Raw genomic sequence first — 26,584 nt, 5'->3', positions numbered from 1 at the left:
CCCCGCCGACAGCGCCACCACGCACTCCTGGTCGATCCGGGCCGTCGCCGCGCGCCACAGCGCGTCCAGGTCGCGCTGGTCGGGCACGATGGCCAGCGCCGCCCGTCCGGTCCGGACGGTTTGCGCGGCGGCCTCGGCGAAGCGGTCCGTCCACGGCTCACCCGGCAGCGCCTGCCAGACGGCCCGGGCGGCGCGAGACTCGGCCAGCGCGGCCAGAAACTGCCCGCCGCGGGCGTAGGCCTCCCAGCCCGACGCCTCGACGGGAGAGACCACCGGCACCGCAAGAACGCGCGCCGGTTCCCGCTCCGCCCGGGCGTGCCTGGGCGGCACCGCCAGCCGCAATACGTCGGGCCGGGTCCCGGCGTAGCGCGCCGCCACCGCGTCGACCAGCCGGCGGATTTCCGGCGTGAGCACCGGTTCGGCCGACACGACGCGGTCCAGCCAGCCGAGCTTGCCGGTGTGATCGGTGTCGTTGCGGCGCTCCAGCACGAACGCGTCGACCAGCCGGCCGTGGAACCGCACCCGCACCCGCACCCCGGGCTGGGCGTCGTCGGACTGCTCGGCCGGCACCAGGTAGTCGAACTCGCGGTCCAGGTGGGGCACCGAGAGCATGGGCAGCACCCGGGCGATCGGTTCGACCTCGGGAGTTACCTTGCTGGCCAAGGGAACCGACAACTAGCCTTCGTCAGCCTCGGGCTCGTAATCGCCCTCGTAGTCGCCCTCGTAATCGTATTCATAATCCGACTCGTAATCGGGTTCCTCCCGGCCGAAGAAGAAGCCCGCCGTGATCAGGACCTGGGCAGCGGCGTACAACCACCAGATCGGCACCGCCAACGCGTCGTTGTACAGGACGAACCGGCCGATAGCGATCATGGCGTCCGACGCCGCAAAGCACACCGCCCCCACCGCGGTCCAAATCGTCGGCAGGTCCGCCAGCAGCGCCGCGCAGACCATTGCGGTCAGCACGATCATGTAAAGCGCCACCGGGATCGTCAGCTTGTCGCGGCTCAAATGCGGCCAAAACAACAGCAACAACGACATCGAGACAAGGCACATCAGCACGACGGCGGCCAGGCGCGGTCGCGTCGCGCGGGCCAGAGGAACCAGTGCCCCCAGGAAACACAAGTGCGCCAACAGGAATGCTGCCAGTCCCAACCCGAATGACATCGTCCACCACGGGATGGCCAACAGCCAGTCGCCGACCGCCGACAACAGCAGCGCCGGCATCAGCCAGCGCCGCTCGCGGACGATGGGGTGCGCCACCGCGGCCACGGTCAGCAGTAAGGCCATCGACGCCTTGAGCGGCGGTTGCAAAACCCAGTGCCCCGTCAAACTCGTTCCCGGTGGCGAGCGCAACGCGAGCACCGTCAGGTAGACGCCGTAGCCAAGGCCCGCCCACCCGGCCACCACCCAGCCACCCGACACCAGCCGAGGTGCGTACGGTACTTCCATGCCCAGCTTGGACACCGCGGACGAAAACCCAGGTATCGACCCCATCTTGCAGAAGGTACTGGATGCGGTTCCGTTCCGGCTATCAACTGACGATGGTGTCGACGCGGCGCGGCAACGGTTCCGCGACCTGCCCCGTCGCCCGCTGCACCCGGAGCTGAGGGTCGAGGACCGGGCAGTTCCGGGTCCGGGCGGCCCCCTCGGCATCCGGATCTATTGGCCCTCCGCCGATCCCGGCCGGAGTGCGCCCGTGGTGCTGTTCTTCCACGGCGGCGGCTTCGTCGTGGGCGACCTGGACACCCACGACGGCACGGCCCGCGAGCATGCCGTCGGCGCCGACGCGATCGTGGTGTCCGTCGACTACCGGTTGGCGCCGGAGCACCCGTACCCCGCCGCCGTCGAAGACGCTTGGGCCGCAACGCTGTGGGTCATCGAGCACGGACCCGAGCTCGGCGCCGACACCAACCGGATGGCCGTCGCCGGCGATTCGGCCGGCGGGACGATCGCGGCGGTGACCGCGCAGCGCGCCCGCGCCCGCGATCAGGGCGGCCCGGCGATCGCGTTCCAGCTGCTGTGGTATCCCTCCACGCTCTGGGACCCGTCGCTGCCGTCGTTCACCGAAAACGCCGCCGCGCCCATCCTCGACGCCAGGGCGGTCGCCGCGTTCTCGCGTTGGTACGCAGGTGAAATCGACCCGTCGGACCCGCCGCCGGGCATGGCGCCGGGGCGGACCGAGAACCTGGACGGCCTGCCGCCGGCCTACATCGGCGTCGCCGGGCACGACCCGCTGCGCGACGACGGCATCCGGTACGGCGAGCTGCTGGCCGCCGCGGGTGTGGCGGTCGAGGTGCACAACGCCGAGACCCTGGTGCACGGCTACCTCGGCTACGCGGGCGTGGTGCCCGCCGCCACCGCCGCGCAGGAACGGGGGCTGGCCGCGCTGCGCAATGCCCTGCATTAACGGCCCGGAAGCGTACGGTGAACGGATGATTGAGCCGACCCTCGCCCGACCGAGCATCGATCCGACGTTGAAAATGCTGCTCGACTCGTTCCCGATGACGTTCAACGCCGCCGACGGCGTCGAGGTCGCGCGCTCGAGGCTGCGGCAGCTCAAAGTGCCCCCGGAACTGCTTCCCGAGCTGCGCACCGAAGAGCGGACGATCGGTCACGGCGAGCTGACCGACATCCCGGTGCGTATCTATTGGCCGGCCAGCGATCGCGAGGCGCTGCCCGTCGTCGTGTTTTACCACGGCGGCGGCTTCTCGCTCGGCGACCTGGAGACCCACGACCCCGTCGCCCGCGCGCATGCCGCCGGCGCCGAGGCCATCGTGGTCTCCGTCGACTACCGGCTGGCCCCCGAGCACCCGTTCCCGGCCGGGGTCAACGACTGCTGGGCCGCGCTGCAGTGGGTCGCCGAGAACGCCGCCGAGCTGGGCGGCGACCCGGACCGGATCGCGGTGGCCGGTGACTCTGCCGGTGGCAACCTCGCCGCCGTCATGGCGCACCTGGCCCGCGATAACGGCGGGCCGGCCTTGCGGTTCCAGCTGCTGTGGTACCCCACCGTCACCGCCGACCTGTCGCTGCCGTCGCACACCGAGAACGCCTCCGCGCCCATCCTGGATCGCGACGTGATCGAGGCGTTCCTGTCCTGGTACCTGCCCGACCTCGAGATCACCGACCCGAAGGCCCTGCCGACCACCCTGGCCCCGGCCAATGCGGCCGATCTGTCCGGATTGCCGCCCGCCTTCATCGGAACCGCCGAACACGATCCCCTGCGCGACGACGGGTCCCGCTACGCCGAGCTGCTCAACGCCGCGGGTGTGCCCGCCGAACTGAGCCACGAGCCGAACATGGTGCACGGCTACGCCAGCTTCTCGCTGGTGATTCCCGCCGCCGCCGAGGCCACCAACCGCGGGCTGGCGGCGCTGAGGAACGCGCTGCACGCTTAGCTCAGCTCTCCGTTGAATATGCGCTGGGCGCAACGCCATACCAGCGCTTGAAGGCGTGCGAGAACGTCGAGACCTCGGTGTAGCCCAGCCGCGTCGACACCTCCTCCACCGTCAGCCCGACATTGCGCAACAGGTCGACAGCCAGCGCGGAGCGCGCCTCGTTGAGCAAGGCCCGAAACGACGTGCCCTCCTCGGCGAGCCGCCGCCGCAGCGTTCGCGGATGAACGTCGAGTTCGCCGGCGATGTCGGGAAGCGTTGGGAACAAAGCGGACTCGCGGAAAAGCTTGCTGCGCACCAGCGCGGTGATCCCCTGGCGGCGCTCGCTGCTCTGCATCAGCAGGTCGCACTGCGCCATGCACATTTCCAGCGTGTGGCGATCGGCCTGCGGCAGCGGCTCGTCGAACATGGCGCGCGGGAAGTGCAACCTGGTGTGCGCCCGGCCGAACCGGACCTCGTGGACCGGCACCAGTTCGAGCAGCGGCCGCAGCAGCTCCTCGTCGACGGCAAGGTCCGCCGACACCTCGTCCGCGTACTTTTCGGCCACCGGCAGCGCGAAACTGGCTGTGGTCGCGATGATCCCGGCGATGTCGCGTTCGATGAAGAAGGCCTGCACGTCGGCGGGCAGGTGACCGGCCTGCAACTCGATCACATAGCCCTCGGCCGTTTCGAACAGCGCGAGGTCGATCTGCATCATGGTCAGCGCGAAGTACCGCATGGCGATCGAGAACAGCTCCCGCAGGGTGCCGCAGGACATCACCGCAAAGCCGAACAGCCCGAAGTGGGTGAGCGTGAACCGGCCGCCCACATCGACGCCGATGCCGGCGTCATCGAGCCTGGCCAGCACCCGGCGCACCGCCTCGATCTCGTCGAGCGCGCTGACCATCGCGTCCGCCCGGTGCAGGTCGGCCGGGTCGATCGCGGTGCCGGCCAGCACGTCGGCCGTCGCGACGCCGCGTTCGTTGGCCACCTCGCACAACACCCGGGTGGCGTACACCGGGTGACTCAGCGTCAGAAGGTCTCTCACCGGCCTGTCCTAAAATCCCAACTCCCTGTCCGATAATCTCATTACCGGCCGCCCGCGTCATCCATACAGTGGAGTCATGGCGACCCTCACCGCCCCGCGGCCCGCCACCACACCGGCCGGCCGGCTCAGCTCCTGGACGATGACCCGCGAGGCCCTGACCATCGGGTTCGACGTGGGCGATCGCTTCATCGGTCGGCTGCGCGGCAGCGATATCGTCCGATTCCGTTGCGCGGGAAGGCGTTTCGTTTCGATCAGCCATCCCGACTACGTCGATCACGTGCTGCACGAGGCCCGGCTGAAATACGTCAAGTCGAACGAGTACGAGCCCATCCGCGCCACCGTCGGCATCAATTTGCTCACCGACGAGGGCGACTCCTGGGCCGCCCACCGCGGCACGCTGAACCCGACCTTCGCCCGCCGCCACCTCAGCGGGATCGTCGAGAAGATGATCGACCCGATCGCCGACGTCACCGACGCGCTGAGGCCGGACGTGACCTTCGACATCCACCAGACGATGGTCGAGGCGACCTTGCGCGTGGTCGCCAACTCCCTGTTCAGCCAGGACTTCGGGCCCCTGGTGCAGAGCATGAACGACCTGGCGACGCGCGGCCTGCGGCACGCCGAGCGCCTGCAGCGGCTCGGGCTGTGGGGCCTCATGCCGCCCCCGGTCTACGACGCGCTGCACTGGTTGGCGTTCTCGGGCATCCGCCTGCCGCCGCCGCTGCGCGACATGCAGGACATCACGCTGACCCTCGACCGCGCCGTCAACGCGGTCATCGACCACCGGTTGCTGCACCCGAACGATTCCGCCGACCTGCTGGGTGTGCTGCTCCGCGCGGACGGCGGGACCTGGCCGCGGCAACGGATCCGCGACGAGGCCCTGACATTCATGCTCGCCGGGCACGAGACCACCGCGAACGCCATGTCCTGGTTCTGGTACCTGATGGCGCTGCACACCGACGCCCGCGACCGGATGCTCGCCGAGATCGACGACGTGCTGGGCACCCGCCGTCCCACCGCCGAGGACCTGGGCAGGTTGCCGTGGACCACCGCATGCCTGCAGGAGACGCAGCGCTACCTGTCGGCGGTGTGGATCATCTCGCGCCGGGCCGTCGACGACGACGTCATCGGGGGGCATCACATCCGGCGCGGCACCACCGTCCTGATCCCGATCCACCACATCCACCACGACCCGCGCTGGTGGCCGGACCCGGAAACCTTCGACCCCAACCGGTTCTGCCCGCCGGACAAGGACCGTCCGCGCTCGGCCTATCTGCCGTTCGGCGGCGGCCGGCGCATCTGCATCGGCCAGAGCTTCGCCCTGATGGAGATGGTGCTGATGGCCGCGATCATGAGTCAGCGCTTCGCCTTTGATCTCGCCCCGGGCCACCCCGTCGAACTCGAGGCGACGATGACCCTGCGGCCCAAGCGCGGCGTGCACGTCCTGGGAAGCAGGCGCGCATGAACCCCGACTACGACACCCTGATCGTCGGCGCGGGATTTTCCGGCATCGGCGCCGCGATCAAGCTCGACAAGGCCGGGCTGTCCAACTACCTGGTGCTCGAGGCCGGCGACGGAGTCGGCGGAACGTGGCACTGGAACACCTATCCCGGTATCGCCGTGGACATTCCGTCGTTCTCCTACCAATTCTCCTTCGAACAGAGCCCACGCTGGTCACGGACCTACGCGCCCGGCCGCGAGCTCAAGGCCTACGCCGAGCACTGCGTCGACAAGTACGGCATCCGGTCGCGGATCCGGTTCAACACCAAGGTGCTGTCCGCCGAGTTCGACGACGAACACCACCTGTGGCGGGTGCAGACCGATCCGGGGGTGGGGGCACCTCCCGCATGCGGGGGAGAACTGACCGCCCGGTTCCTGATCAACGCCAGCGGCGTGCTGACCGTGCCGAAGCTGCCCGACATCGACGGCGTCGACTCCTTCGCCGGCACCACCATGCACACCGCGCGGTGGGACCACGGCCAGGACCTGACCGGCAAGCGCGTCGCGATCGTCGGCACCGGCGCCTCGGCCGTGCAGGTGATCCCCGAGATCGCGCCGATCGTCTCCCACCTCACGGTGTTTCAGCGCACCCCGATCTGGTGCTTCCCCAAGTTCGACCTGCCGCTGCCGGCGCCGGTCCGCCTCGCGATGCGCGTCCCCGGCAGCAAGGTCGTACAGCGAGTGCTCAGCCAGGTCTTCGTCGAACTCACCTTTTCCCTCGCGGCGCAGTACTTCACGGTGTTCCCGCTGGCCAAGCGGATGCGCTCGGCCGGGCTCGCCTACCTGCGCAAGCAGGTCACCGACCCGGCGGTGCGCGAGCAACTCACCCCCCGCTACGCCGTGGGCTGCAAGCGGCCCGGCTTCCACAACGAATACCTGGCCAGCTTCAACCGCGACAACGTCCGGCTCGTCACCGAGCCGATCGACAAGATCACGCCCGCCGCGGTGGCCACCACCGACGGGGAAACCCACGAGGTCGACGTGCTGGTCCTGGCCACCGGCTTCAAGGTGATGGACACCGACAACGTTCCCACGTTTGCGGTCGCCGGCAGCGGCGGCAGGTCGTTGAGCCGGTTCTGGGACGAGCACCGGCTGCAGGCCTACGAGGGCGTCAGCGTCCCTGGATTTCCCAACATGTTCAGCGTGTTCGGACCCTACGGGTACGTCGGCTCTTCGTATTTCGCGCTGATCGAGACCCAGACGCACCACATCGTGCGGTGCCTCAAACGGGCCCGGCGCGACGGCGCGACCCGCGTCGAGGTGACGAAGGAGGCCAACGAGCGGTACTTCGCCGAGATGATGCGCAAGCGGCACCGGCAGATCTTCTGGCAGGACAGCTGCAAGCTGGCCAACAGTTACTACTTCGACAAGAACGGCGACGTGCCGCTGCGCCCGGCGACCACGCTTCAGACCTACTGGCGCAGCCGGCGCTTCGACCTCGATGACTACCGCTTCACCGCCTGATCACCTGCGCCCCTGCAGGATTCCCTCGATGTTGCGTTCCGCCAGGGCGGTGATCGACATGAACGGGTTGCAGCCCAGGTAGCCGGGGAGCAGCGAGGCGTCGTTGACGTAAAGCTTGTCGTAGCCCTTCACCCTGCCGTAGCCGTCCGTGGCCCTGCCCCTGACCACCCCGCCCATCGGGTGGACGGTGTTGGGCGCGAAGGCCGTTCCCTCGAAGAGGTCGTCGCGGTAGTCCACGCCGTTGGCCTGCGTCACTTTGTCGAAGACGAGCTGCGCCCGCTCGCGCAGGTGATCCGTGTGGCCCTCCGGCCAGTCAATGGCGATCGAGTCCTTGGTGCGGTCGTAGACGATGCTGGCGCGGTCGCCAGTGCGCACCATCACGTAGTAGCCCAGCGCGAGCGTCTCCACCGGGAGGGGCAGCGAGAACATGCTGGCGTACACCGGGTTGTCCGGATCGTCCCTGCCGTCGAGGTTGATCATTCCCAGCAGCGACTGCTGGGTGCCCGCCGGGTCGCCGGGCGCCAGCATGTGCGAAACCATGATGTCCCCGTTGTTCCCGTATCCGCGGCCGACCTCGTCGCTCAGGTCGGGCAGCGTCCCCGTCTCGCGGGCCCGCAGCAGGATCTCGTTCGTGCCGAGCACCCCGGCACTGAGATACAGCTCGTCGCAGCCGATTTCGGACCGGGCGACCACCTTGCCGAACCGGTCGATCTCGAGAGTCGAGACCACGTACTCGCCCGAGGGCTCGCGCCGGACGCCGGCCACCTCGGTCAGCGGCTTGAGGGTGACCCTCCCCGTCGCCAGCGCCGCCGCGATGTAGGTCGCATCGACACTGCCGAACCTGCCGTAGTTGTTGCCGTACTGCTGTTCGAAGTTCAACGCCGAGCGCGGAACCAGTTCCGCCTCCTCCCGTTCCATGTAGTCGAACGAGTAGGCGCTGCCGTTGTAGTCGACGCGGTAACCGGCGGCCTCCGCGTACTGCCGACCCACCCTGGCGTATTGGAACCACGGTGTCTTCTCGAACCAGTCCATGTCGCGGTAGCTGATCCGCAGCATGGATTTGGCGCGTTCGACGTAGGTCCCCAGGAAGGCGTCGGGGTCGATGTCGGGGAAGGTGGCCCGGACCTGATCCGGGGTGGGGATGGCCGCGATCGCGGCGTTGACCATCGATCCCCCGCCGACGGCCGTGCCGCGGAACACCGCGTGCGCGCCATGCACGACCCTCTCGCAAATCCCGGCCTGGACCGGCTGGGACGACGGCGAGTGCTTGGCCACCTGCGCGATCGACACGCCGCGGTACGACGGCACCAGGCTCGGCGGCACGGATGTGAACCACCCCGCGCGATTGTCCGCGGGCACCATCCGCGAGAAGCGCTTTCCGTCCGCGTCGGCGCTGTTCCACCATCTGCCCTTTTCCAGGATCAGCGTCTCGATGCCCGCCTGGCCGAGCCGCAACGCCGACACCCCGCCGCCGTACCCGCTGCCGACCACGATGGCCCGGTAATGCGGGCGCAGGGCGGTCGCGGCGGCGCGCCGCGTTCCCAGTTCGGCGACGCCGGCTCCGAGGGCGCCCGCGGCGACACCCGCGGCGGCACCAAGAAAGCGTCTCCGCGAGAAAGCCATCCCCTGCCTCCGGTCCAAGCAGACTGTGATTTAACTAACCGCAGTGTTAGCATACCTGAAGTATGCGAAATGCGCTATCGTGCGTAGGTATGACAGGTGACCGGCTGTCAATTCGACCGTCAGAATGTAATGGGACGCGTGTGCCACTTTTGCCTCGAATAGGGGCCGCCCGTCGACCGGAGGGCTCCGCCGCGCGCTGGAAGAGGCCCAAGAAATACCTCTGGCTGCTGGCCGCGGCCGTCCCGGCGCTGGTCTTCCCCTGCTGGGCGGGGGCGCAACACACCAGTTTCGGCGGGTTCTGGTGGGGCGTCCCCATCCTGGCGTTCGTGATCATTCCCGTGCTGGACCACCTGATGGGCCCCGACGTCGTCGACAATCCCGACGAGAGCGTCCTCGCCTGGCTGGGATCGAACCGGTTCTACCGCTGGGCCACCTACCTCTACCTGCCCAACCAGTACCTGTCGCTGGTCTTCGCCTGTTGGGTGTGGAGCGGCGGCGGTTGGGTCGCCATGGGTTTCGTCGACAAGGTCGGCCTGATGGCCACGGTCGGCCTGGTCGGCGGCCTGGCCATCAACGCAGCGCACGAATTGGGACACACGCGGGTCGAAGCGGAACGGCGCCTGAGCAAGGTGGCGCTCGCACAAACCTGCTACGGGCACTTTTATGTCGAACACAACCGCGGGCACCACGTCCGGGTCGCGACGGTCGAGGACCCGGCCAGCGCGCGCTTGGGCGAGCACCTCTACGCGTTCATCCCGCGGTCGGTGTTCGGCGGCCTGCGCTCGGCCTGGCAGCTCGAGGCGGACCGGCTGGCCGGCAGCAGCAAACCTCGCTGGTCGCTTCGCAACGACATACTCAACGGCTGGCTAATCAGCGTCGCGCTGTTCACCGTACTTTCGGTATGGTTCGGCCCCGTCGTCCTGCCGTGGCTGATCGGCCAGGCGATCATCGGCTTTTGCCTGCTGGAAACCGTCAACTACATGGAGCACTACGGGCTGCGGCGGCAGAAGCTGCCCAGCGGCCGCTACGAACGGGTCCAGCCCGCGCACAGCTGGAACAGCAACTCGGTGATCACGAACGTCCTGCTTTTCCACCTGCAGCGGCACTCCGATCATCACGCCAATCCGCTGCGCCCGTATCAGGTGCTGCGCCATGTCGATGAGGCCCCGCAGCTCCCGAGCGGGTACAGCGCCATGCTGCTGTTGGCGCTGCTCCCGCCGCTGTGGCGCCGGGTGATGGACCCGCGGGTGCTCGACTTCTACGGCGGAGACGTGCGTCGCGCCGCACTCAAGCCCGGCGATGGCTGTCCCCGGCCGGCGCTACGCTTTCAGGCGTGGCCAAGGAGTTTTCGCGTCTCGATGAGTCGCTGACGGAGTTCATCGGGGATCAGGCCGTCTTCTTCGTTGCCACCGCTCCCGCCGAGGGCGGCCGAATCAACCTCTCCCCCAAGGGCTATCGCGACACCTTCACGGTGCTGGACGAGCACACCGTCGCGTATCTCGATCTGTTCGGCAGCGGCGTCGAAACGATCGCGCACCTGCGTGACAACGGCCGGATCACCATCATGTTCTGCTCATTCACCCGCAACTCGCGCATCCTGCGGCTGTTCGGCAGCGGGCGCGTCGTGCGCCCGGACAACGCCGAATTCCCCGGCCTGCTCACGCGTTTCGGCGGTACGCACGCCGGCGTCCGGGCCGTCATCGTCGTCGAGCTCGAACGAATCGCCGACGCCTGCGGATTCGCGGTGCCCTACTACGAGCTCGTCGATGAGCGCCCGGTCCTCGACGCGCATCACGGCAAGGCGTCCGACGACGCGTTCGCCCGACTGGTCGAACGCAACCGGCGCAGCATCGACGGGCTGCCCGCCCTGGAGGCCGACCACCCGGCTCCCCCGCGGCCCGCCTGAGCCCCGCCTGCGCCGATTCCGTAACGCTTTGCCGGCTTCGACCGATGGTTGTGCCAAGCGGGGGTCGACGGAAAGGGAGACCGACGATGTCGTTTGTGTTCGCCATGCCAGAGCACGTGCGGACGGCAGCAACGCAGTTAGCCGGCATCGGATCGACGATCGACTCAGCCACCGCGGCCGCGGCCGCCCGGACCACCCAGGTGCTCGCCGCCGGCGCCGACCAGGTGTCCGGGGCGGTCGCGGTGCTGTTCTCCGGACACGCGCAGGCCTACCAGGCCATCAGCGCCCAGATGGCGGCCCTTCATCAGGGGCTGGTGCAGAACATGTCGGCCAGCGCGGCCTCCTACGCCGGCGCCGAGGCGAACAACGCGCTGACCATCGGCAACAACGGCGTCGCCGACCTGGGTTTGGGCAACATCGGCAACGGCAACATCGGCGGCGGCAACGCCGGTAACACCAACCTCGGCAGCGGCAACGCCGGGTACACCAACATCGGCAACGGCAACATCGGCAACGGCAACGTCGGCGCCGGCAACATCGGCTACAGCAACGCCGGCAGCGGCAACACCGGCAACGGCAACGTGGGTCTCGGCAATGCCGGCAACGCCAACATGGGTGGCGGCAACCTGGGCAACGCCAACGTGGGCGCCGGCAACCTCGGCAGCAACAACCAGGGCGCCGGCAACAGCGGCAACGCCAACGTGGGCCTCGCGAACCTGGGCAGCAACAACCTGGGCATCGGCAACAGCGGCAGCAACGACGTCGGCATCGGGCTCAAGGGCGACAACCTGGTCGGCATCGGCGGGCTCAACGCCAACGGCAGCGTCGGCAATGTGGGCTGGGGCAACAACGGCAACCACAACGTCGGGCTGGGCAACACCGGCAACAACAACATCGGCTTCGGGCTGACCGGCGACAACCAAATCGGCGTCGGCGGCACCTATTACGACACCGCCACCGGTCAGTTCACGTTCGGCGGGTTGAACTCCGGCAGCGGCAACACCGGCCTGTTCAACTCCGGCAGCGGCAACACCGGCCTGTTCAACTCCGGTACCGGCAACACCGGCCTGTTCAACAGCGGCACGCACAACTGGGGCCTGTTCAATTCGGGCAACATCAACACCGGCATCGGCAACACCGGCGACATCAACACCGGGCTGTGGAACGCCGGCTACTCCAACGTCGGCTCGTTCAACGCCGGATACCAGAACGTGGGCGTGGGCGACCCCGGCTTCAGCAATGTGGGCTCGTGGAACGGTGGTGACAACAACATCGGCGTTCTCAACGGCTCATCGGGCAACATCGGCCACCTCAACGGCGGCTACAACAACATCGGCGTCGGCAACGCCGGCGCGTTCAACGTGGGCAGCTTCAACGGGGGCGACGAGAACATGGGCGACTCCAACGCCGGCTGCAGCAACACCGGATCCTTCAACGGGGGCAGCACCAACACCGGTTTCTTCAACGCGGGCGACACCAACACCGGCCTGTTCAACGCGGGCGGCCTCAACACCGGAGCGGGCAGCCCATTCACCCAGGCCGTCGCCAACTCCGGCTTCGGCAATACCGGCACCGGCAACTCGGGCTTTTTCAACACCAGCGACGGCAACTCGGGCTTTTACAACTCCGCGGCCGGCGGCTTCAACTCCGGCTTCATGAACACCGGCACCGGCAACAACGACACGGGCGCCTTCAACTCCGGCGGCGGCCACTTCTCGGTCGGCTTCGCCAACTCCGACAGCGGCAAGTACAACACCGGCTTCGGAAACGCAGGACCCGGCGACTACAACACCGGCCTCGACAACTCCGGCTACGGCGGCAACAACACCGGCTTCTGGAACACCGACTCGTTCGTCGGCGGCAACACGGGCTGGTTCAACTCGGGCGTCGGCAACAACACCGGGTTCTTCAACTCCGGTGGCGGCTACCCCTTCGACCAAGGCAACTCGGGCTTCGGCAACACCGGCACCGGCGCCTCGGGTTGGCTTAAACGGCCCGTTTGAGCTCGTCGACCATGTTGAGCTGTTCCCAGGGCAGTTCGATGTCGGTGCGCCCGAAGTGGCCGTAGGCGGCGGTCTGGGCGTAGATCGGCCGCAGCAGGTCCAGGTCGCGGATGATCGCGCCCGGGCGCAGGTCGAAGACCTCGGGGACGATCTTTTCGATCTTGACCGGGTCGACGGTGGCGGTGCCGAACGTCTCGATGAACAGCCCGACCGGGGCGGCCTTACCGATCGCGTAGGCGACCTGCACCTCGACCCGCTCGGCCAGCCCGGCGGCCACGATGTTCTTGGCCACCCAGCGCATCGCGTAGGCCGCCGAGCGGTCCACCTTGGAGGGATCCTTCCCCGAAAACGCCCCGCCCCCGTGCCGCGCCCAGCCACCATAGGTGTCCACGATGATCTTGCGGCCGGTCAACCCCGCATCACCCATCGGACCACCCAGCACGAACTTGCCGGTCGGATTGACCAGCACCCGCGTCCCCGACGCATCCAAAGTCGGGTGGTCCAGCTCGTCGAGCACCGCCGTGAGCACGTGCGCACGAATGTCGGGGTCCAGCGTCTTGTCCAGATCGATCCCCTCGGCATGCTGGGTGGAGACCACCACGGTATCCAGCCGCACCGGCACCTCGTCCTCATAGGCGATGGTCACCTGCGTCTTACCGTCCGGACGCAGGTAGGGCAACGTCCCGTCCTTGCGCACCTCGGTCAACTTGCGCGACAACCGATGCGCCAACGCGATCGGCAACGGCATCAACTCCGGGGTGTCGTTGATCGCATAACCAAACATCAACCCCTGATCACCAGCGCCCTGAGCATCCAGCGGATCCGCCGCACCCTCCACCCGCGCCTCATGCGCGCTGTCCACCCCCTGAGCGATATCCGGCGACTGCGCACCAATACCGATATTCACCCCACACGACGCCCCGTCAAAACCCTTATCCGAGGAGTCATAGCCGATATCAAGAATGCGCGCACGCACCGTATTGGTGATATCGGCGAACGCCTCCTTGGCCCTCGTCGTCACCTCACCCACCACATGCACCTGCCCGGTGGTCACCAGCGTCTCCACCGCCACCCGCGAGCGCGGATCCTGCGCCAACAGCGCATCAAGGACCGAGTCGCTGATCGCGTCACAGATCTTGTCGGGATGCCCCTCGGTCACCGACTCACTGGTAAACAGCCGACCCTTTTCGCTCACAGTCTCTACCCTTCCAATAGTTAGTTAGTCGAATAATATCTTCCGGCGTCAGCCGGCACCCGCCCGGGCGCCGTAGGGCAGTAAACCCCGTTACCCGCTGTGGCCGTGCAGGAACGCCACGATCGCATCCACGATACGACTGGCCATCAGCGTCTTGGAGCCGTGCGGGAGCGCCGACTCGGTGCCGTCGGAGGCCAGCAGCCAGCCGTCGTTGCTGTCCACCTCGAACGCCTTGTTGTCGCCGACGGCATTGACCACCAACAGGTCACATCCCTTGCGCCGCAGCTTTTCCCGGGCATGGAACAGCACATCGCCGTTGGCGTCGCCGGTCTCGGCGGCAAACCCCACGATGGCGCGCATGTTGGGCAGCTGCCCGTGGGCGCGCGCCCGCACCGCCCCGGCCAGCACGTCGTCGTTGCGCACCAATTCGATCGTCGGCGCCGCGGTGTCCTCTTCGGCGCGCTTCTTGATCTTGGCGGCGGCGACCTGAGCGGGCCGAAAGTCGGCGACCGCGGCCGCCATCACCAGCACGTCGGCCTCGGGCGCGTGTTTGGACACCGCCTCGCCGAGTTGCTGCGCCGAGCTGACCTGCACCACGTTGACGCCGGCGGGGTCGATCAGGCCGGCGGTGTGCCCGGCGATCAGGGTGACCTCGGCGCCGCGCTGGGCGGCGACCCGCGCCACCGCGTAGCCCTGCTTGCCGGAGCTGCGGTTACCGATGAAGCGCACGGGGTCGATCGGTTCGCGGGTGCCGCCGGCGGTGACCAGCACCCGCCGGCCGGCGAGGTCGTAGGGCAACGCGTCGTGGCGCTCCAGCAGCAGCTGGGCCAGGGTGGTGATCTCCTCGGCCTCGGGCAGCCGTCCCGACCCGCTGTCGGCGCCGGTGAGCCGCCCGTACGCGGGTTCCAGCACCACCGCGCCGCGGCGGCGCAGGGTGGCCACGTTGTCGGCGGTGGCCGGGTGCAGCCACATCTCGGTGTGCATCGCCGGCGCGAACAGCACGGGGCAGCGGGCGGTCAGCAGCGTGGCGGTCAGCAGGTCGTCGGCCCGGCCGGCGACGGCCCGCGCCAGCAGGTCGGCGGTGGCCGGCGCCACCACCACCAGATCGGCCTGTTTGCCGAGCTGGACGTGCGGCACCTCCGGAACGTCGTCGAAGACGCCCGTGCGAACCGGCTGGCCCGACAGCGCCTCGAAGGTGGCAGCGCCCACGAAGCGCAGCGCGGACTCGGTGGGGATGACGCGGACGCCGTGGCCGGCCTCGGCGAGCTGGCGAACGACGGTGCACGCCTTGTAGGCGGCGATGCCCCCGGAGACGCCGACTATGACCTGTTTGGCGATCCGCTCGCGGTCCACAGCGCGCCCGGCCCGCCTGTTACTCGCCCTCGGTGTGTTCGAGAAGGTCGGCGTGGATCTCGCGCAGCGCGATGGACAGCGGCTTTTCCTGCAGCCCGGGCTCGACGAGGGGGCCGACGTATTCGAGGATGCCCTCGCCCAGCTGGTTGTAGTAGTCGTTGATCTGGCGGGCCCGCTTGGCCGCGTAGATCACCAGGGCGTACTTGCTGGACACGCGGTCCAGCAGCTCGTCGATGGGCGGGTTGGTGATGCCCAGCGGGGTGTCGTAGGCGCTTTGTCCGCCTGCCGACGGATCGAACTGGTCCACGGCGGTCAGCGACGCGTCGGACTGAGGAATGCTCACGTAGGTCTATCTCCTGGCGGATTGGAGTCGATTGAATCTGGTGTGGCCGGGGCCTGGCGGGTGTCTGTCCTCGCAGTTTGAGCTGTGCCCGGCGCAGTTCCCACCAGCAAGGATACCAATTCGGCGCACGCAGACTCCAATCGACTGTTGACCACCACCTCGTCGAAGTCGTCCTGGGCCGCCATTTCGACGCGGGCGGTGTCGAGGCGGCGGCGGATGGCCTCCGGTGTCTCGGTGCCGCGGCCGACCAGCCTGGCCTGCAGGTCCTCCCAGCTGGGCGGGGCGAGAAACACCGTGGTGGCCTCGGGCATCGCCTTCTTGACCGCCCTGGCACCGGCCAGATCGACCTCGATGAGGACGGGAAGCCCGGACTCGGCGGCGGCCCGCACCGGCTCGGCCAGCGTGCCCGATCGGTGCAGCCCGCCGTGGATCTCCGCCCATTCCAGCAGGGCGCCGCCGTCGATCAGCTGCTGGAAGCGGGCGGGGGTGACGAAGTGGTAGTCGACGCCGTCGACCTCGCCGGGCCGCGGCGCCCGGGTCGTGGCCGACACGCTGAACTGCAGATTGGGGATCCGCTCGCGCAGGCACCGCACCACGGTCGACTTGCCGACCGCGGAGGGGCCGGACAGCACGACCACGCGCCCCTTGCCGGTTGGCTCGGGGCGTGCCCCCCGCGCGACGTCCGGCCCCTCGCCGGCGCTCACCGGCGCCCTTGGGTCGGTGCCCCCACAGGCCGTTCGGCCTGCATCGTCGCCGGCCGGGCCCGATTGCCCGCCTCCTCCTCAGGCCGTTCGGCCTGCATCGTCGGCGGGCGAGTTAGGCGGAGCCGAACTTTTCCAGCAGGGCCTTGCGCTGCCGGTCGCCGAGGCCGCGCAGGCGGCGGGTGGGGGCGATCTCCAGCTCGGTCATGATTTCCTGCGCCTTGACCTTGCCCACCTTCGGCAACGCCTCGAGCAGGGCAGACACCTTCATCTTGCCCAGTACTTCGTCGCTCTCGGCGTCCTTGAGCACCTGGGTGAGGTTGGTGCCGCCGCGCTTGAGGCGGTCTTTGAGCTCTGCTCGCGCGCGACGAGCGGCAGCCGCCTTCTCCAAAGCGGCCGCGCGCTGCTCGTCGGTCAACTGGGGAAGGGCCACGATTCCTCCGTATCTGATCAATCGATAATCGATCTCGTTTGTCTCTGCCGGGTACTTCAGCCAGCGGAGATGACCGTACTCAGCCTTCCTGACGAAATCTAACCCGCCCCCCTGGTTAATTGTGCAAATGTGCAGCGTGGACCGCGCGGACACGCCCCGCGGGCGGTCCCCGCGGGGTGCGGCGACGGGCCCGACAGGGCGCCATTCCGGGCGCGAAATCGGCTTCCCCATCGGGCCCGAAATACGCCTTGAGCTGCATTTTTAGGCCCACGGGTGTGGGTCGCGCGGTTCGGCGGGGGCCGCCGCAGCGGGCCGCGCCGGGCCACCCGAAATCGGGGTGCGGCGGATCACGGATTTTTCCGTGGCGTGTCGCGCGTGTCGCGCCCGCTGACAAGCGGCAGGTCGGCGGCCCGTGCGCAGCGATGTTTCAGCGAATGCCCAGCCAGAGATCAGTTACGATCGACCCGTGCCGAACCTGCGCATCCGTCAGGCGGCTGAGCTGCTCGGAGTCAGCGACGACACCGTCCGCCGGTGGATCAACCAGGGCACGCTGTCGGTGAGCCACGACGCGGCCGGCCGGAAGGTCATCGCCAGCGAGGACCTGGCCGAGTTTTCGCGTTCCAACGCCCCCGCCCCGCCGCCGGATCCGCTGAGCATCGGCAGCTCGGCCCGCAACCGGTTCGTCGGCCTGGTCACCCGGGTGATCAGCGACAAGGTGATGACCCAGGTCGAGATGCAGTGCGGCCCCCACACGGTCGTCTCGCTGATGAGCACCGCCGCCGCCGAGGAGCTGAACCTGCAGCCCGGCAGCGTGGCCGTGGCCGTCGTCAAGGCCACCACCGTGATCGTGGAAACCGCACGGCCCAGCACGGCCATCGCGTCCGACTAAGCCNCATCTAGATGCGTATAAGAGACACCCGCGGTGCCCTGCGCGGCGGCCGAGGCGCCCGGCGCCGTCGTGACGCAGGGGATGTTGACCGAGACCGCGGCCGAGCGGATCTCGTAGCCGTCGATGCGGGGCCCGGAGTTGCCGAACGGCGTGTTGATCACCATGTCGACCTCGCCGGCCTTGATCGCGTCGACCGCGGACATCGCGGGGCGGCCGTCCTGCGGCGGCTCGAAGTGCTTGCGGACCTCGTCGCAGGGAATCCCGTTGCGGCGCAACATCTCCGCCGTGCCTTCGGTCGCCAGCACCCGGAAGCCGAGGTCGGCCAGCCGCTTGACCGGAAACACCAGTGACCGCTTGTCCCGGTTCGCCACCGACACGAATATCGTCCCGTTGGCCGGCAACGATCCATAGGCGGCGGTCTGGCTCTTGGCGAAGGCGCTGCCGAAGTCGCGGTCGATGCCCATCACCTCGCCCGTCGACTTCATCTCCGGGCCGAGCAGCGAGTCGATGGCGGCCCCGTCGACGCGGCGGAAGCGGTGAAACGGCAGCACGGCTTCCTTGACCGCGATCGGGGCCTGCGGGGGCGCGTGCGCGCCGTCCCCGGAGGCCGCTAGCATGCCCTCGGTGCGCAACTGGGCGATGGTGGCGCCCAACATGATCCGCGCGCAGGCCTTCGCGAGCGGGATCGCGGTCGCCTTCGAGACGAACGGCACCGTGCGGCTGGCCCGCGGGTTGGCCTCGAGGACGTAGAGCACGTCGTCCTTGAGCGCGTACTGCACGTTCAGCAGCCCGACGACGCCGATGCCGTGGGCGATGGCCTCCGTGGCGCGGCGCACCTTGTCGATGTCGCTGCGGCCCAGGGTGACCGGCGGCAGCGCGCAGGCCGAGTCGCCGGAGTGGATGCCGGCCTCCTCGATGTGCTCCATGATGCCGCCGATGTAGACCTCGGCCCCGTCGCACAGCGCGTCGACGTCGATCTCCACCGCGTCCTCCAGGAAGCGGTCGACGAGCACCGGGTGTTCGGGCGAGAGCGCGGTGGCGCGGGTGATGTAACCCTCCAGCGTCGCGTCGTCGTAGACGATCTCCATGCCGCGACCGCCCAGCACGTAGGACGGCCGCACCAGCACCGGGTAACCGATCTCGTCGGCGATCCGGCGGGCCTGGGCGAAAGTCGTTGCCATGCCGTATTTCGGCGCGGGCAGCCCGGCGGTGGCCAGCACGTCGCCGAAGGCGCCACGGTCTTCGGCCAGGTCGATGGCCTCCGGCGGGGTGCCGACGATCGGAACCCCGGCGTCGAAGAGCCGCTGCGCCAACCCGAGCGGCGTCTGGCCGCCGAGCTGCACGATGACCCCCGCCACCCCGGGGCCGCCGGCGCCCGACTGCGTTTCGGCGCGGAACACCTCCAGCACGTCCTCGAAGGTCAGCGGCTCGAAGTAGAGCCGGTCGGCGGTGTCGTAGTCGGTGGACACCGTCTCCGGGTTGCAGTTGACCATCACGGTCTCGAAACCGGCCTGGCTCAACGTCGTTGCCGCGTGCACGCAGCTGTAGTCGAATTCGATGCCCTGGCCGATCCGGTTGGGCCCGGAGCCCAGGATCAACACCTTGGGCCGCTCGGCCTGCGGCGCCACCTCGGTCTCGGCGGCCGGGTCCAGCTCGTAGCTGCTGTAGTGATACGGCGTCTTGGCCTCGAACTCCGCCGCGCAGGTGTCCACCGTCTTGTACACGGGGTGGATGCCCAGCCGCTCGCGCAGCGACCGCACCCCGTCCTCCCCCGCCAATTCCGGGCGCAGGGCGGCGATCTGGCGGTCCGAGAGGCCGTGGTGCTTGGCCTGGCGCAGCAGGTCGGCTTCGAGGACGGGTGCGCCGCAGACCTTGGCGCGCAGCTCGACCAGCTCGCCGATCTGCGCGACGAACCACGGGTCGACGCCGCTGGCCTCCGCGACCCGTTCGATCGAGGCGCCCAGCCGCAGCGCCAGTTCGATGTCGTAGAGCCGGCCTTCGGTCGGGGTCCGCAGCCGGGTCAGGACCTCGTCGACGGTCCCCTCATCGTCGGGCTTCGTCCAGAACCCGGCGCGCCCGGTCTCCAGCGACCGCATCACCTTGCCGAGCGCCTCGACGAAGTTGCGGCCCAACGACATTGCCTCGCCGACGGATTTCATCGTGGTGGTCAGCGTCGGGTCGGCGCCGGGGAATTTCTCGAACGCGAACCGGGGCGCCTTGACCACGACGTAGTCCAGCGTCGGTTCGAAACAGGCCGGTGTCTCCTTGGTGATGTCGTTGACGATCTCGTCCAGGGTGTAGCCGATGGCCAGCTTGGCGGCGATCTTGGCGATCGGGAAGCCGGTGGCCTTGGACGCCAACGCACTTGACCGGGACACCCGCGGGTTCATCTCGACGACGATCAGCCGGCCGTCGCCGGGGTTGACGGCGAACTGGATGTTGCAGCCGCCGGTGTCCACGCCGACCTCGCGCAGGATCGCGATGCCCAGGTCGCGCATCCGCTGGTACTCCCGGTCGGTGAGCGTCATGGCCGGCGCGACGGTGACCGAATCGCCGGTGTGCACGCCCATCGGGTCGACGTTTTCGATGGAGCACACCACGACGACGTTGTCGTGGCCGTCGCGCATGAGCTCGAGCTCGAATTCCTTCCAGCCGAAAATCGATTCCTCGATGAGCACGTTGGCGCTGGGCGAGGCGGCCAGCCCGGCGCCGGCCATCCGCTCGACGGCTTCGGCCGAGTCGGCCATCCCCGAGCCCAGCCCGCCCATGGTGAAGCTGGGCCGCACGACGACGGGCAGGCCGAGCTCGGCGACCGTTTCGCGGACCTCGTCCATGGTGAAGCACACTCGGCTGCGGGCGGATTCGCCGCCGACCTTGGCGACGATGTCCTTGAACCGCTGCCGGTCCTCGCCGCGCTGGATGGCGTCGAAATCGGCGCCGATCAGCTCGACGCCGTAGCGCTCCAGCGCACCGTTCTCGTACAGCGCGACCGCGGTGTTGAGCGCCGTCTGCCCGCCGAGCGTGGCCAGCAGGGCGTCGATCTTGTTGCCGCGCTGCGCCTGCTGGGCGATCACGCGCTCGACGAACGCCGGGGTGATGGGCTCCACGTAGGTGTGATCGGCGTATTCGGGGTCGGTCATGATGGTGGCCGGGTTGGAGTTGATCAGGCTGACCTGCAGCCCCTCGGCGCGCAGCACCCGGCAGGCCTGGGTCCCGGAGTAGTCGAATTCGGCGGCCTGCCCGATGACGATCGGCCCGGAGCCGATCACCAGCACGTGGCGCAGGTCGGTGCGACGCGGCACTAGCGCCCCCCTCCCTCGCCGCGAGCGTGCGTGTTGGTACGTCGACACGCCGTGGATCGCGTACAACTGCGCACGCTCGCCGGGACGGCCTTCATCGCTCACCCTCCATCAGGTCGACGAATTGGTCGAACAGGTATTCCGCGTCGTGCGGGCCGGCGGCGGCCTCCGGGTGGTATTGCACCGAAAACGCTTGGCCGTCAGCGAGTTTGACGCCCTCGACCACCCCGTCGTTGGCGCAGGTGTGGCTGACGATCGCCGGGCCGAACGGCGTGTCGAAGGACTGGCCGGCCTCCCCCTGCAGCGCGAAACCGTGGTTCTGTGCGGTCACCGCGACCCGGCGGGTCGCGTGGTCGATGACCGGGATGTTGATGCCGCGGTGACCGAAGACCATCTTGTAGGTGGACATGCCCAGCGCCCGGCCGAGTATCTGGTTGCCGAAACAGATGCCGAACAACGGGATTCGGGCGCCCAGCACCTCGCGGGTGAGCGCGACGACGTGGTCGGCGGTCGCGGGGTCGCCGGGGCCGTTGGACAGGAACACCCCGTCGGGCTTGATGTCGGCGATCTGCTCGAAGGTCGCCGACGACGGCAGCACGTGGGTGCGGATGCCGCGCCGGGCGAAGTTGCGCGGGGTGTTGGTCTTGATCCCCAGGTCCAGGGCGGCCACCGTGAACCGCCGCGCCCCTTCGGGTTCCACGACGTAGGCGCCGCCGGTGCTGACCTCGCCAGCCAGGTCGGCGCCGAGCATCGACTGCTGGCCCCGCACCCGGTCCACCAGCTCGGCCGCCTCGGCCAGCGACTCGCCGGAGAAGACGCCGGCCTTCATCGAGCCGCGGCTGCGCAGGTGCCGCACCACCGCCCGGGTGTCGATACCGGCGATCCCGACGATGCCCTGGCGGACCAGCTCGTCCTCCAGCGTGCCGGTGGCGCGCCAGTTGGAGGCGCGCGGCGACGGGTCGCGCACCGCGTAACCGGCGACCCAGATCTTGTCGCCGCGGCTCTCGGCGTCCTCGTCGTTCCAGCCGGTGTTGCCGATCTGCGGTGCGGTGGCGACCACGATCTGGCGGTGGTAGCTGGGGTCGGTCAGCGTCTCCTGATAGCCGGACATGCCGGTCGAAAAGACGGCCTCCCCGAGCGTTTGGCCGACCTTGCCGAACGGCGTTCCGGTGAAGACGCGGCCGTCCTCCAATACCAGTACGGCCTTACCCATGAGCGCCGTCCTCCTTCAGCCAGGCGTCGTACTCGTCGCGGTTGTTGGCACGGAACCCGATGTCGATCTCGTGGCCCGACGGCAACCGCCAACGGATCGCCAGGATCCCGACGCGGGCCACCACCTTGCCGGCCATGCCGCGCTCCATGCGGATGGCCGTGATCGACTCCCGGGGGACCCAAATCGGTTTGGCCCGAATGCGTTCCAGCAGGATCCCCTCGGGGTAGCGCGTCAGCACCGCCTTGCTGCGGTAGCCCAGGTCGCCGGCCGTGATGCGCTCGTTCCAGGCGGGCGCCATGGTGCAGCCGCAGTACACCCCGCGGGTGGTGATGCTCGCGGTGCCCACCTGGTCGGGCACGCCGGGCAGGTCGCCGATCAACTCCGTCTGCCGCCGCCCGCGGCGCTGCCAGCCGCGCATCATCAGCTGGATGAGCACCGCGATCACCACCACCAGCACGGCCGCGAAGATCAGCGACCCCACCAGCGTGGCGGAGTTCATGCGCGCCGCTCCTTCTCATGAGCGCCGCTCATGCGGCGCGCGGTCGGGTCGCCGGCGCGGTTCATGCCGGGCTCTTCCCGTCCCGGGCGGTGACCCGCCCGCGCAGCAGGGTGGCGGTCACGGTGGCGGGCAGGGTCATCGACTCGTAGGGCGTGTTGGTCGACCGGCTGGCCAGGTCCGATCCGGCGACCGTCCACGTGGCGTCCGGATCCACCACGGTCAGGTTCGCCGGCTCCCCCACCTCCAGCGGGCGGCCGTGATCGGGCAGCCCGACGATGCGGGCCGGATTCTCACTCATCACCCGCGCCACGTCGCGCCACGTCAGCAGCCCGGGCGCCACCATCGTCTGCACCACCACCGACAGCGCGGTCTGCANGGATGATCAGCGCGTCGGCGCCGGCGGCCCGCAGCGTCAGCGCGGTGTCGCGCAGCGACTCGCCCTTGCCCACCGACGACCCGGCCGCGCTGACGTTGATCACGTCGGCGCTCATCCACTTGCCCGCCACCTCGAAGGACACCCGGGTGCGGGTCGAGTTCTCGTAGAACATCGTGACGACGGTGCGCCCGCGCAGCGTCGGCAGCTTCTTGATGTCGCGGCCCACCAGCGCCTGGGCGAACCGGTCGGCGTCGTCGAGGATGGCGGTGGCGTCGTCGCGGCTCAGGTCACCGGCGGCCAGCAGGTGGCGCGTCATCGCGAGATCACCACCCCGTCGCGGTCGTCGTGCTCGCTCAGCAGCACGTGCACGCTCTCGGAGCGCGAGGTCGGCACGTTCTTGCCGACGNGCCGATCTGCGAGCCCCAGCAGGGCGGCCGTCGGTCCCTCGTGGGCGACGGCGCCGACGGTCAGTCGCGGCTCCTCGGCGTGCTGCGCGATCAGCACCCCCAGGCCGGTGGCGTACTCCAGCGCGCGGCGCATCATCAGCGGGTCGTGCACGCACACCCCGTCGTCGGAGAACATCCGTACCTGCGCGGCGCCGGCGGCCATCATGCCCATCTCGGTCAGCTCGACCCCGGCCAGCCCGACCGTGACGGCGCCGACGGGGTGCACGTCGACCAGGCCCACCTGCTGCCCGCGGTGCCAGACGTGGTCGGTGACCACCGGGCTGTCGGCGACCGGGTTGGTGTTGGCCATCGCGAACACCGCCGTGTAGCCGCCCAAAGCCGCCGCCGCCGAACCGGTTTCGATGTCCTCGGCGTACTCGCGGCCGGGCTCGCGCAGATGGGTGTGCAGATCGACGAACCCGGGCAGCAGGACCTGCCCGGTGGCGTCGATGACATCGGCGGTATCCGGGATGGCAAGGCCCGGGCCCATTTCGGCGATTTGGCCGTCGTCGACCAGGACGTCGACCCGGTCGCCCTCGCCGTAGGGACGCACACCGCGGATCAGCACGCTCATGCCGCCCCCTCTTTACCGGCCGACTCCGTCCCCACCAGAACATGGAACAGCACCGCCATCCGCACGTGCACGCCGTTCGAAACCTGTTGCAGGACAGCGGATTGTGAGGAGTCGGCCACCGACGACGAGATCTCCATGCCGCGCACCATCGGCCCCGGATGCAGCACCACGGCGTGGCCGGGGAGCATCGCCTGGCGCCGCTCGGACAACCCGTAGCGCACCGAGTATTCGCGCACCGACGGGAAGAAGCCGCCGTTCATCCGCTCGGCCTGCACCCGCAGCATCAGCACCGCGTCCGCCGCGGGCAGCTCGGCGTCGAAGTCGTAGGAGACGGTGGCCGGCCAGCCGTCGACTCCGACCGGCAACAGCGTCGGCGGCGCGACCAGCACCACCTCGGCGCCCAGGGTGGCCAGCAGCATGACGTTGGACCGGGCGACCCGGCTGTGCAGGATGTCGCCGACGATCACGACGCGCCGGCCCTCGATGCCGCCGAGCCGCTGGCGCATGGTCAACGCGTCCAGCAGCGCCTGCGTCGGGTGCTCGTGGGTGCCGTCGCCGGCGTTGATCACCGACGGCGCAGAGTCATCGCCTGCCGTGGCAGGCGCAGTCCATTCGGCGAGCAGGTGCGCTGCCCCGGACGCCGGGTGCCGGATGATCAGCGCGTCGGCGCCGGCGGCCCGCAGCGTCAGCGCGGTGTCGCGCAGCGACTCGCCCTTGCCCACCGACGACCCGGCCGCGCTGACGTTGATCACGTCGGCGCTCATCCACTTGCCCGCCACCTCGAAGGACACCCGGGTGCGGGTCGAGTTCTCGTAGAACATCGTGACGACGGTGCGCCCGCGCAGCGTCGGCAGCTTCTTGATGTCGCGGCCCACCAGCGCCTGGGCGAACCGGTCGGCGTCGTCGAGGATGGCGGTGGCGTCGTCGCGGCTCAGGTCACCGGCGGCCAGCAGGTGGCGCGTCATCGCGAGATCACCACCCCGTCGCGGTCGTCGTGCTCGCTCAGCAGCACGTGCACGCTCTCGGAGCGCGAGGTCGGCACGTTCTTGCCGACGTAGTCGGCGCGCAGCGGCAGTTCGCGGTGGCCCCGGTCGACCAGCACCGCCAGCTGCACCGCGCGGGGCCGGCCGACGTCGCGCAGCGCGTCCAGCGCGGAGCGCACCGAGCGGCCGGAGTAGAGCACGTCGTCGACGAGGATCACCAGAGCGTCGTCGATGCCGCCGGCCGGGATGACGGTGGCCTCCAGCGGCCGCGGCGGCTTTTGCATCAGGTCGTCGCGGTACAGGGTGATGTCGAGGGCGCCGTGCCCGACGTCGACGCCGCTGTACTCGGCGATGTTGGCGGCCAGGCGCTGGGCCAGGATGACGCCGCGGGTCGGGATTCCCAACAGCACCACCCGGGGCGCGTCGGGAGCATCCAGCGCGGTCTTTTCGATGATCTGATGCGCGATACGGGAAATGGTGCGGCCCACGTCGGCCGCCGACATCAATTCGCGGCCGGTGCCCGTGTCATTCGCGGCACACATGCGAAGACTTGACCTCCTTCTCCGCCTCTCTGGACGGATCGTTAAAGGATGTCGACTGCCCGGCAGCGTAGCACTGCGGACTAGCCTGGGCGAAATGACAGGCTCGAGTTCCCCCGGCTTTCCCTCCGGATTGCAGCGCATGGACTTCGACGCGCTTTACCGCGGCGAGAGCCCCGGTGAAGGCATCCCGGCGATGGCCTCGCCCCCGTGGGATACCAAGGCGCCCAAGGAGAATGTCATCGCGTGGCACACGGGCGGCTGGGTGCACGGTGACGTCCTGGACATCGGCTGCGGCCTCGGCGACAACGCCATCTACCTGGCGAAGAACGGTTACCACGTCACCGGGCTGGACATCTCGCCCACGGCGCTGATCACCGCCGAGCGCCGGGCCGCCGACGCCGGAGTCCAGGTGAAATTCGCGGTGACCGACTCCACCAGGCTCGCGGGCTACACCGACGCGTTCGACACCATCGTCGACAGCGGCATGTTCCACTGCCTCGACGACGAGGGCAAGCGCGGTTACGCCGCCGCAGCGCACCGGGCGACCCGGCCGGGCGCCACTTTGCTCATCAGTTGCTTCTCCGACGCGCACCCGGCCGACACCGAATGGCCGCGGCCGTCGGTGCCCGAGCGGACGCTGCGCGACGTCCTCGGCGGCGCGGGCTGGGACATCGAATCGCTGGAACCGGCCACGGTGCGCCGCGAGGTGGACGGGACCGAGACCGAAATGGCGTTCTGGTACGTCCGCGCGCGGCGCCGCTAGCCGACTCTGCCACTTGTCGGCCGCGGCGCTATAATCGAAAGTATGTTCGAATCTGGT

General features: G+C 69.0%; 22 protein-coding genes and 4 pseudogenes. 9 read left to right on the top strand and 17 right to left on the bottom strand.

Features of this window, described 5'->3' with window-relative positions:
- The coding region (locus BN4348_RS36880) for a primosomal protein N' family DNA-binding protein (protein ID WP_456238203.1) at window positions 1–612 on the bottom strand (612 nt) is incomplete at its 3' end.
- A 63-nt stretch (window positions 613–675) separates the two neighbouring features.
- Complete coding sequence (locus BN4348_RS36875; RefSeq protein ID WP_084454027.1) at window positions 676–1,452, bottom strand: lysoplasmalogenase; 777 nt, start codon at window positions 1,450–1,452, stop codon at window positions 676–678.
- Here BN4348_RS36875 and BN4348_RS36870 point away from each other — a divergent pair.
- Window positions 1,451–2,410: an alpha/beta hydrolase gene (locus BN4348_RS36870; RefSeq protein ID WP_066910499.1), complete on the top strand. Its 960-nt coding sequence runs from the start codon at window positions 1,451–1,453 to the stop codon at window positions 2,408–2,410. The genes BN4348_RS36875 and BN4348_RS36870 overlap by 2 nt on opposite strands.
- 25 nt (window positions 2,411–2,435) lie before the next feature.
- Window positions 2,436–3,398, top strand: a complete 963-nt coding sequence (locus BN4348_RS36865; protein WP_066910496.1) for an alpha/beta hydrolase — start codon at window positions 2,436–2,438, stop codon at window positions 3,396–3,398.
- Window position 3,399: 1 nt separating this feature from the next.
- Here BN4348_RS36865 and BN4348_RS36860 read toward each other — a convergent pair whose 3' ends face one another.
- Window positions 3,400–4,422, bottom strand: coding sequence for an AraC family transcriptional regulator (locus BN4348_RS36860; RefSeq protein ID WP_066910493.1), 1,023 nt, complete (start codon window positions 4,420–4,422; stop codon window positions 3,400–3,402).
- 76 nt (window positions 4,423–4,498) lie between these two features.
- On the opposite strand from BN4348_RS36860, the gene BN4348_RS36855 reads away from it, so the two are divergent.
- Window positions 4,499–5,887: a cytochrome P450 gene (locus BN4348_RS36855; RefSeq protein ID WP_066910490.1), complete on the top strand. Its 1,389-nt coding sequence runs from the start codon at window positions 4,499–4,501 to the stop codon at window positions 5,885–5,887.
- A complete protein-coding gene (locus tag BN4348_RS36850; RefSeq protein ID WP_066910487.1) occupies window positions 5,884–7,386 on the top strand; it encodes a flavin-containing monooxygenase in 1,503 nt (500 codons plus the stop codon). Before BN4348_RS36855 ends, BN4348_RS36850 begins: the two co-directional genes overlap by 4 nt.
- Here BN4348_RS36850 and BN4348_RS36845 read toward each other — a convergent pair whose 3' ends face one another.
- Entirely contained in the window at window positions 7,387–9,009 is a 1,623-nt protein-coding gene (locus tag BN4348_RS36845) for a GMC oxidoreductase (RefSeq protein ID WP_066910484.1), read from the bottom strand.
- A gap of 140 nt (window positions 9,010–9,149) precedes the next feature.
- Here BN4348_RS36845 and BN4348_RS36840 point away from each other — a divergent pair, with 140 nt between their 5' ends.
- The 3 genes from BN4348_RS36840 to BN4348_RS36830 all read left to right on the top strand — a co-directional run bounded on the left by BN4348_RS36840 (window position 9,150) and on the right by BN4348_RS36830 (window position 12,918).
- Window positions 9,150–10,379, top strand: coding sequence for an alkane 1-monooxygenase (locus tag BN4348_RS36840; RefSeq protein WP_084454025.1), 1,230 nt, complete (start codon window positions 9,150–9,152; stop codon window positions 10,377–10,379).
- Window positions 10,343–10,915 (top strand): pyridoxamine 5'-phosphate oxidase family protein, encoded by a 573-nt coding sequence (locus tag BN4348_RS36835; protein WP_066910481.1) that lies wholly within the window; start codon window positions 10,343–10,345, stop codon window positions 10,913–10,915. Before BN4348_RS36840 ends, BN4348_RS36835 begins: the two co-directional genes overlap by 37 nt.
- An 86-nt stretch (window positions 10,916–11,001) precedes the next feature.
- Window positions 11,002–12,918, top strand: a complete 1,917-nt coding sequence (locus BN4348_RS36830; protein ID WP_066910478.1) for a PE family protein — start codon at window positions 11,002–11,004, stop codon at window positions 12,916–12,918.
- Here BN4348_RS36830 and metK read toward each other — a convergent pair.
- The 5 genes from metK to mihF form a co-directional block, all read right to left on the bottom strand.
- The gene (gene metK / locus BN4348_RS36825) at window positions 12,902–14,113 is read right to left on the bottom strand and encodes a methionine adenosyltransferase (RefSeq protein ID WP_066910475.1); all 1,212 of its coding nucleotides are present in this window, start codon (window positions 14,111–14,113) and stop codon (window positions 12,902–12,904) included. The two genes, BN4348_RS36830 and metK, sit on opposite strands and share 17 nt — an antisense overlap.
- Window positions 14,114–14,203: 90 nt before the next feature.
- The gene (gene coaBC / locus BN4348_RS36820) at window positions 14,204–15,466 is read right to left on the bottom strand and encodes a bifunctional phosphopantothenoylcysteine decarboxylase/phosphopantothenate--cysteine ligase CoaBC (RefSeq protein WP_066910472.1); all 1,263 of its coding nucleotides are present in this window, start codon (window positions 15,464–15,466) and stop codon (window positions 14,204–14,206) included.
- 19 nt (window positions 15,467–15,485) lie between these two features.
- Entirely contained in the window at window positions 15,486–15,809 is a 324-nt protein-coding gene (rpoZ, locus tag BN4348_RS36815) for a DNA-directed RNA polymerase subunit omega (RefSeq protein WP_066910468.1), read from the bottom strand.
- The gene (gene gmk, locus BN4348_RS36810; protein ID WP_084454023.1) at window positions 15,806–16,513 is read right to left on the bottom strand and encodes a guanylate kinase; all 708 of its coding nucleotides are present in this window, start codon (window positions 16,511–16,513) and stop codon (window positions 15,806–15,808) included. Before gmk ends, rpoZ begins: the two co-directional genes overlap by 4 nt.
- 112 nt (window positions 16,514–16,625) lie before the next feature.
- Complete coding sequence (gene mihF / locus BN4348_RS36805) at window positions 16,626–16,943, bottom strand: integration host factor, actinobacterial type (RefSeq protein ID WP_003407240.1); 318 nt, start codon at window positions 16,941–16,943, stop codon at window positions 16,626–16,628.
- Between the two features lie 466 nt (window positions 16,944–17,409).
- Here mihF and BN4348_RS36800 point away from each other — a divergent pair, with 466 nt between their 5' ends.
- Window positions 17,410–17,832, top strand: a complete 423-nt coding sequence (locus BN4348_RS36800; RefSeq protein ID WP_066910465.1) for a TOBE domain-containing protein — start codon at window positions 17,410–17,412, stop codon at window positions 17,830–17,832.
- Between the two features lie 35 nt (window positions 17,833–17,867).
- Here the strand turns inward: BN4348_RS36800 and carB are convergent.
- From carB to pyrR, 8 genes and pseudogenes are all read right to left on the bottom strand, one after another.
- Window positions 17,868–21,134, bottom strand: a pseudogene (gene carB, locus BN4348_RS36795) (carbamoyl-phosphate synthase large subunit); the annotation flags it as partial.
- Window positions 21,135–21,225: 91 nt separating this feature from the next.
- Window positions 21,226–22,344, bottom strand: a complete 1,119-nt coding sequence (gene carA, locus BN4348_RS36790; RefSeq protein WP_066910458.1) for a glutamine-hydrolyzing carbamoyl-phosphate synthase small subunit — start codon at window positions 22,342–22,344, stop codon at window positions 21,226–21,228.
- The gene (locus BN4348_RS36785; protein WP_066910456.1) at window positions 22,337–22,843 is read right to left on the bottom strand and encodes a PH-like domain-containing protein; all 507 of its coding nucleotides are present in this window, start codon (window positions 22,841–22,843) and stop codon (window positions 22,337–22,339) included. Before BN4348_RS36785 ends, carA begins: the two co-directional genes overlap by 8 nt.
- A gap of 61 nt (window positions 22,844–22,904) precedes the next feature.
- Window positions 22,905–23,218 (bottom strand): annotated as a pseudogene (locus BN4348_RS36780) (amidohydrolase family protein); the annotation flags it as partial.
- A 2-nt stretch (window positions 23,219–23,220) separates the two neighbouring features.
- Window positions 23,221–23,535 (bottom strand): annotated as a pseudogene (locus BN4348_RS36775) (aspartate carbamoyltransferase); the annotation flags it as partial.
- A 34-nt stretch (window positions 23,536–23,569) separates the two neighbouring features.
- Window positions 23,570–24,239 (bottom strand): annotated as a pseudogene (locus BN4348_RS36770) (amidohydrolase family protein); the annotation flags it as partial.
- Complete coding sequence (locus BN4348_RS36765) at window positions 24,236–25,204, bottom strand: aspartate carbamoyltransferase catalytic subunit (protein ID WP_066910450.1); 969 nt, start codon at window positions 25,202–25,204, stop codon at window positions 24,236–24,238. The pseudogene BN4348_RS36770 and the gene BN4348_RS36765, both read right to left, overlap by 4 nt.
- Window positions 25,201–25,764, bottom strand: a complete 564-nt coding sequence (pyrR, locus tag BN4348_RS36760) for a bifunctional pyr operon transcriptional regulator/uracil phosphoribosyltransferase PyrR (RefSeq protein WP_066910447.1) — start codon at window positions 25,762–25,764, stop codon at window positions 25,201–25,203. The genes BN4348_RS36765 and pyrR overlap by 4 nt, the downstream gene beginning before the upstream one ends.
- 130 nt (window positions 25,765–25,894) lie before the next feature.
- Between pyrR and BN4348_RS36750 the strand changes: the two genes are divergently transcribed.
- Window positions 25,895–26,527 (top strand): class I SAM-dependent methyltransferase, encoded by a 633-nt coding sequence (locus tag BN4348_RS36750; protein ID WP_096866255.1) that lies wholly within the window; start codon window positions 25,895–25,897, stop codon window positions 26,525–26,527.
- Window positions 26,528–26,584: the final 57 nt, after the last annotated feature.

Source organism: Mycobacterium interjectum, assembly GCF_900078675.2.
Classification (GTDB): domain Bacteria; phylum Actinomycetota; class Actinomycetes; order Mycobacteriales; family Mycobacteriaceae; genus Mycobacterium; species Mycobacterium interjectum.
The sequence above is the reverse complement of the archived record's forward strand: the minus strand, read 5'-3'. Positions and strand labels throughout refer to the sequence as shown.

Excerpts from the sequence above, each read along its gene's own strand:
- BN4348_RS36870 (WP_066910499.1), top strand. The coding sequence starts at position 1,451 with ATGCCCAGCTTGGACACCGCGGACGAAAACCCAGGTATCGACCCCATC.
- BN4348_RS36765 (WP_066910450.1), bottom strand. The coding sequence starts at position 25,204 with ATGACGCGCCACCTGCTGGCCGCCGGTGACCTGAGCCGCGACGACGCC.
- BN4348_RS36785 (WP_066910456.1), bottom strand. The coding sequence starts at position 22,843 with ATGAACTCCGCCACGCTGGTGGGGTCGCTGATCTTCGCGGCCGTGCTG.
- BN4348_RS36845 (WP_066910484.1), bottom strand. The coding sequence starts at position 9,009 with ATGGCTTTCTCGCGGAGACGCTTTCTTGGTGCCGCCGCGGGTGTCGCC.
- pyrR (WP_066910447.1), bottom strand. The coding sequence starts at position 25,764 with ATGTGTGCCGCGAATGACACGGGCACCGGCCGCGAATTGATGTCGGCG.
- BN4348_RS36875 (WP_084454027.1), bottom strand. The coding sequence starts at position 1,452 with ATGGAAGTACCGTACGCACCTCGGCTGGTGTCGGGTGGCTGGGTGGTG.
- carA (WP_066910458.1), bottom strand. The coding sequence starts at position 22,344 with ATGGGTAAGGCCGTACTGGTATTGGAGGACGGCCGCGTCTTCACCGGA.
- BN4348_RS36830 (WP_066910478.1), top strand. The coding sequence starts at position 11,002 with ATGTCGTTTGTGTTCGCCATGCCAGAGCACGTGCGGACGGCAGCAACG.
- BN4348_RS36850 (WP_066910487.1), top strand. The coding sequence starts at position 5,884 with ATGAACCCCGACTACGACACCCTGATCGTCGGCGCGGGATTTTCCGGC.
- BN4348_RS36855 (WP_066910490.1), top strand. The coding sequence starts at position 4,499 with ATGGCGACCCTCACCGCCCCGCGGCCCGCCACCACACCGGCCGGCCGG.
- BN4348_RS36865 (WP_066910496.1), top strand. The coding sequence starts at position 2,436 with ATGATTGAGCCGACCCTCGCCCGACCGAGCATCGATCCGACGTTGAAA.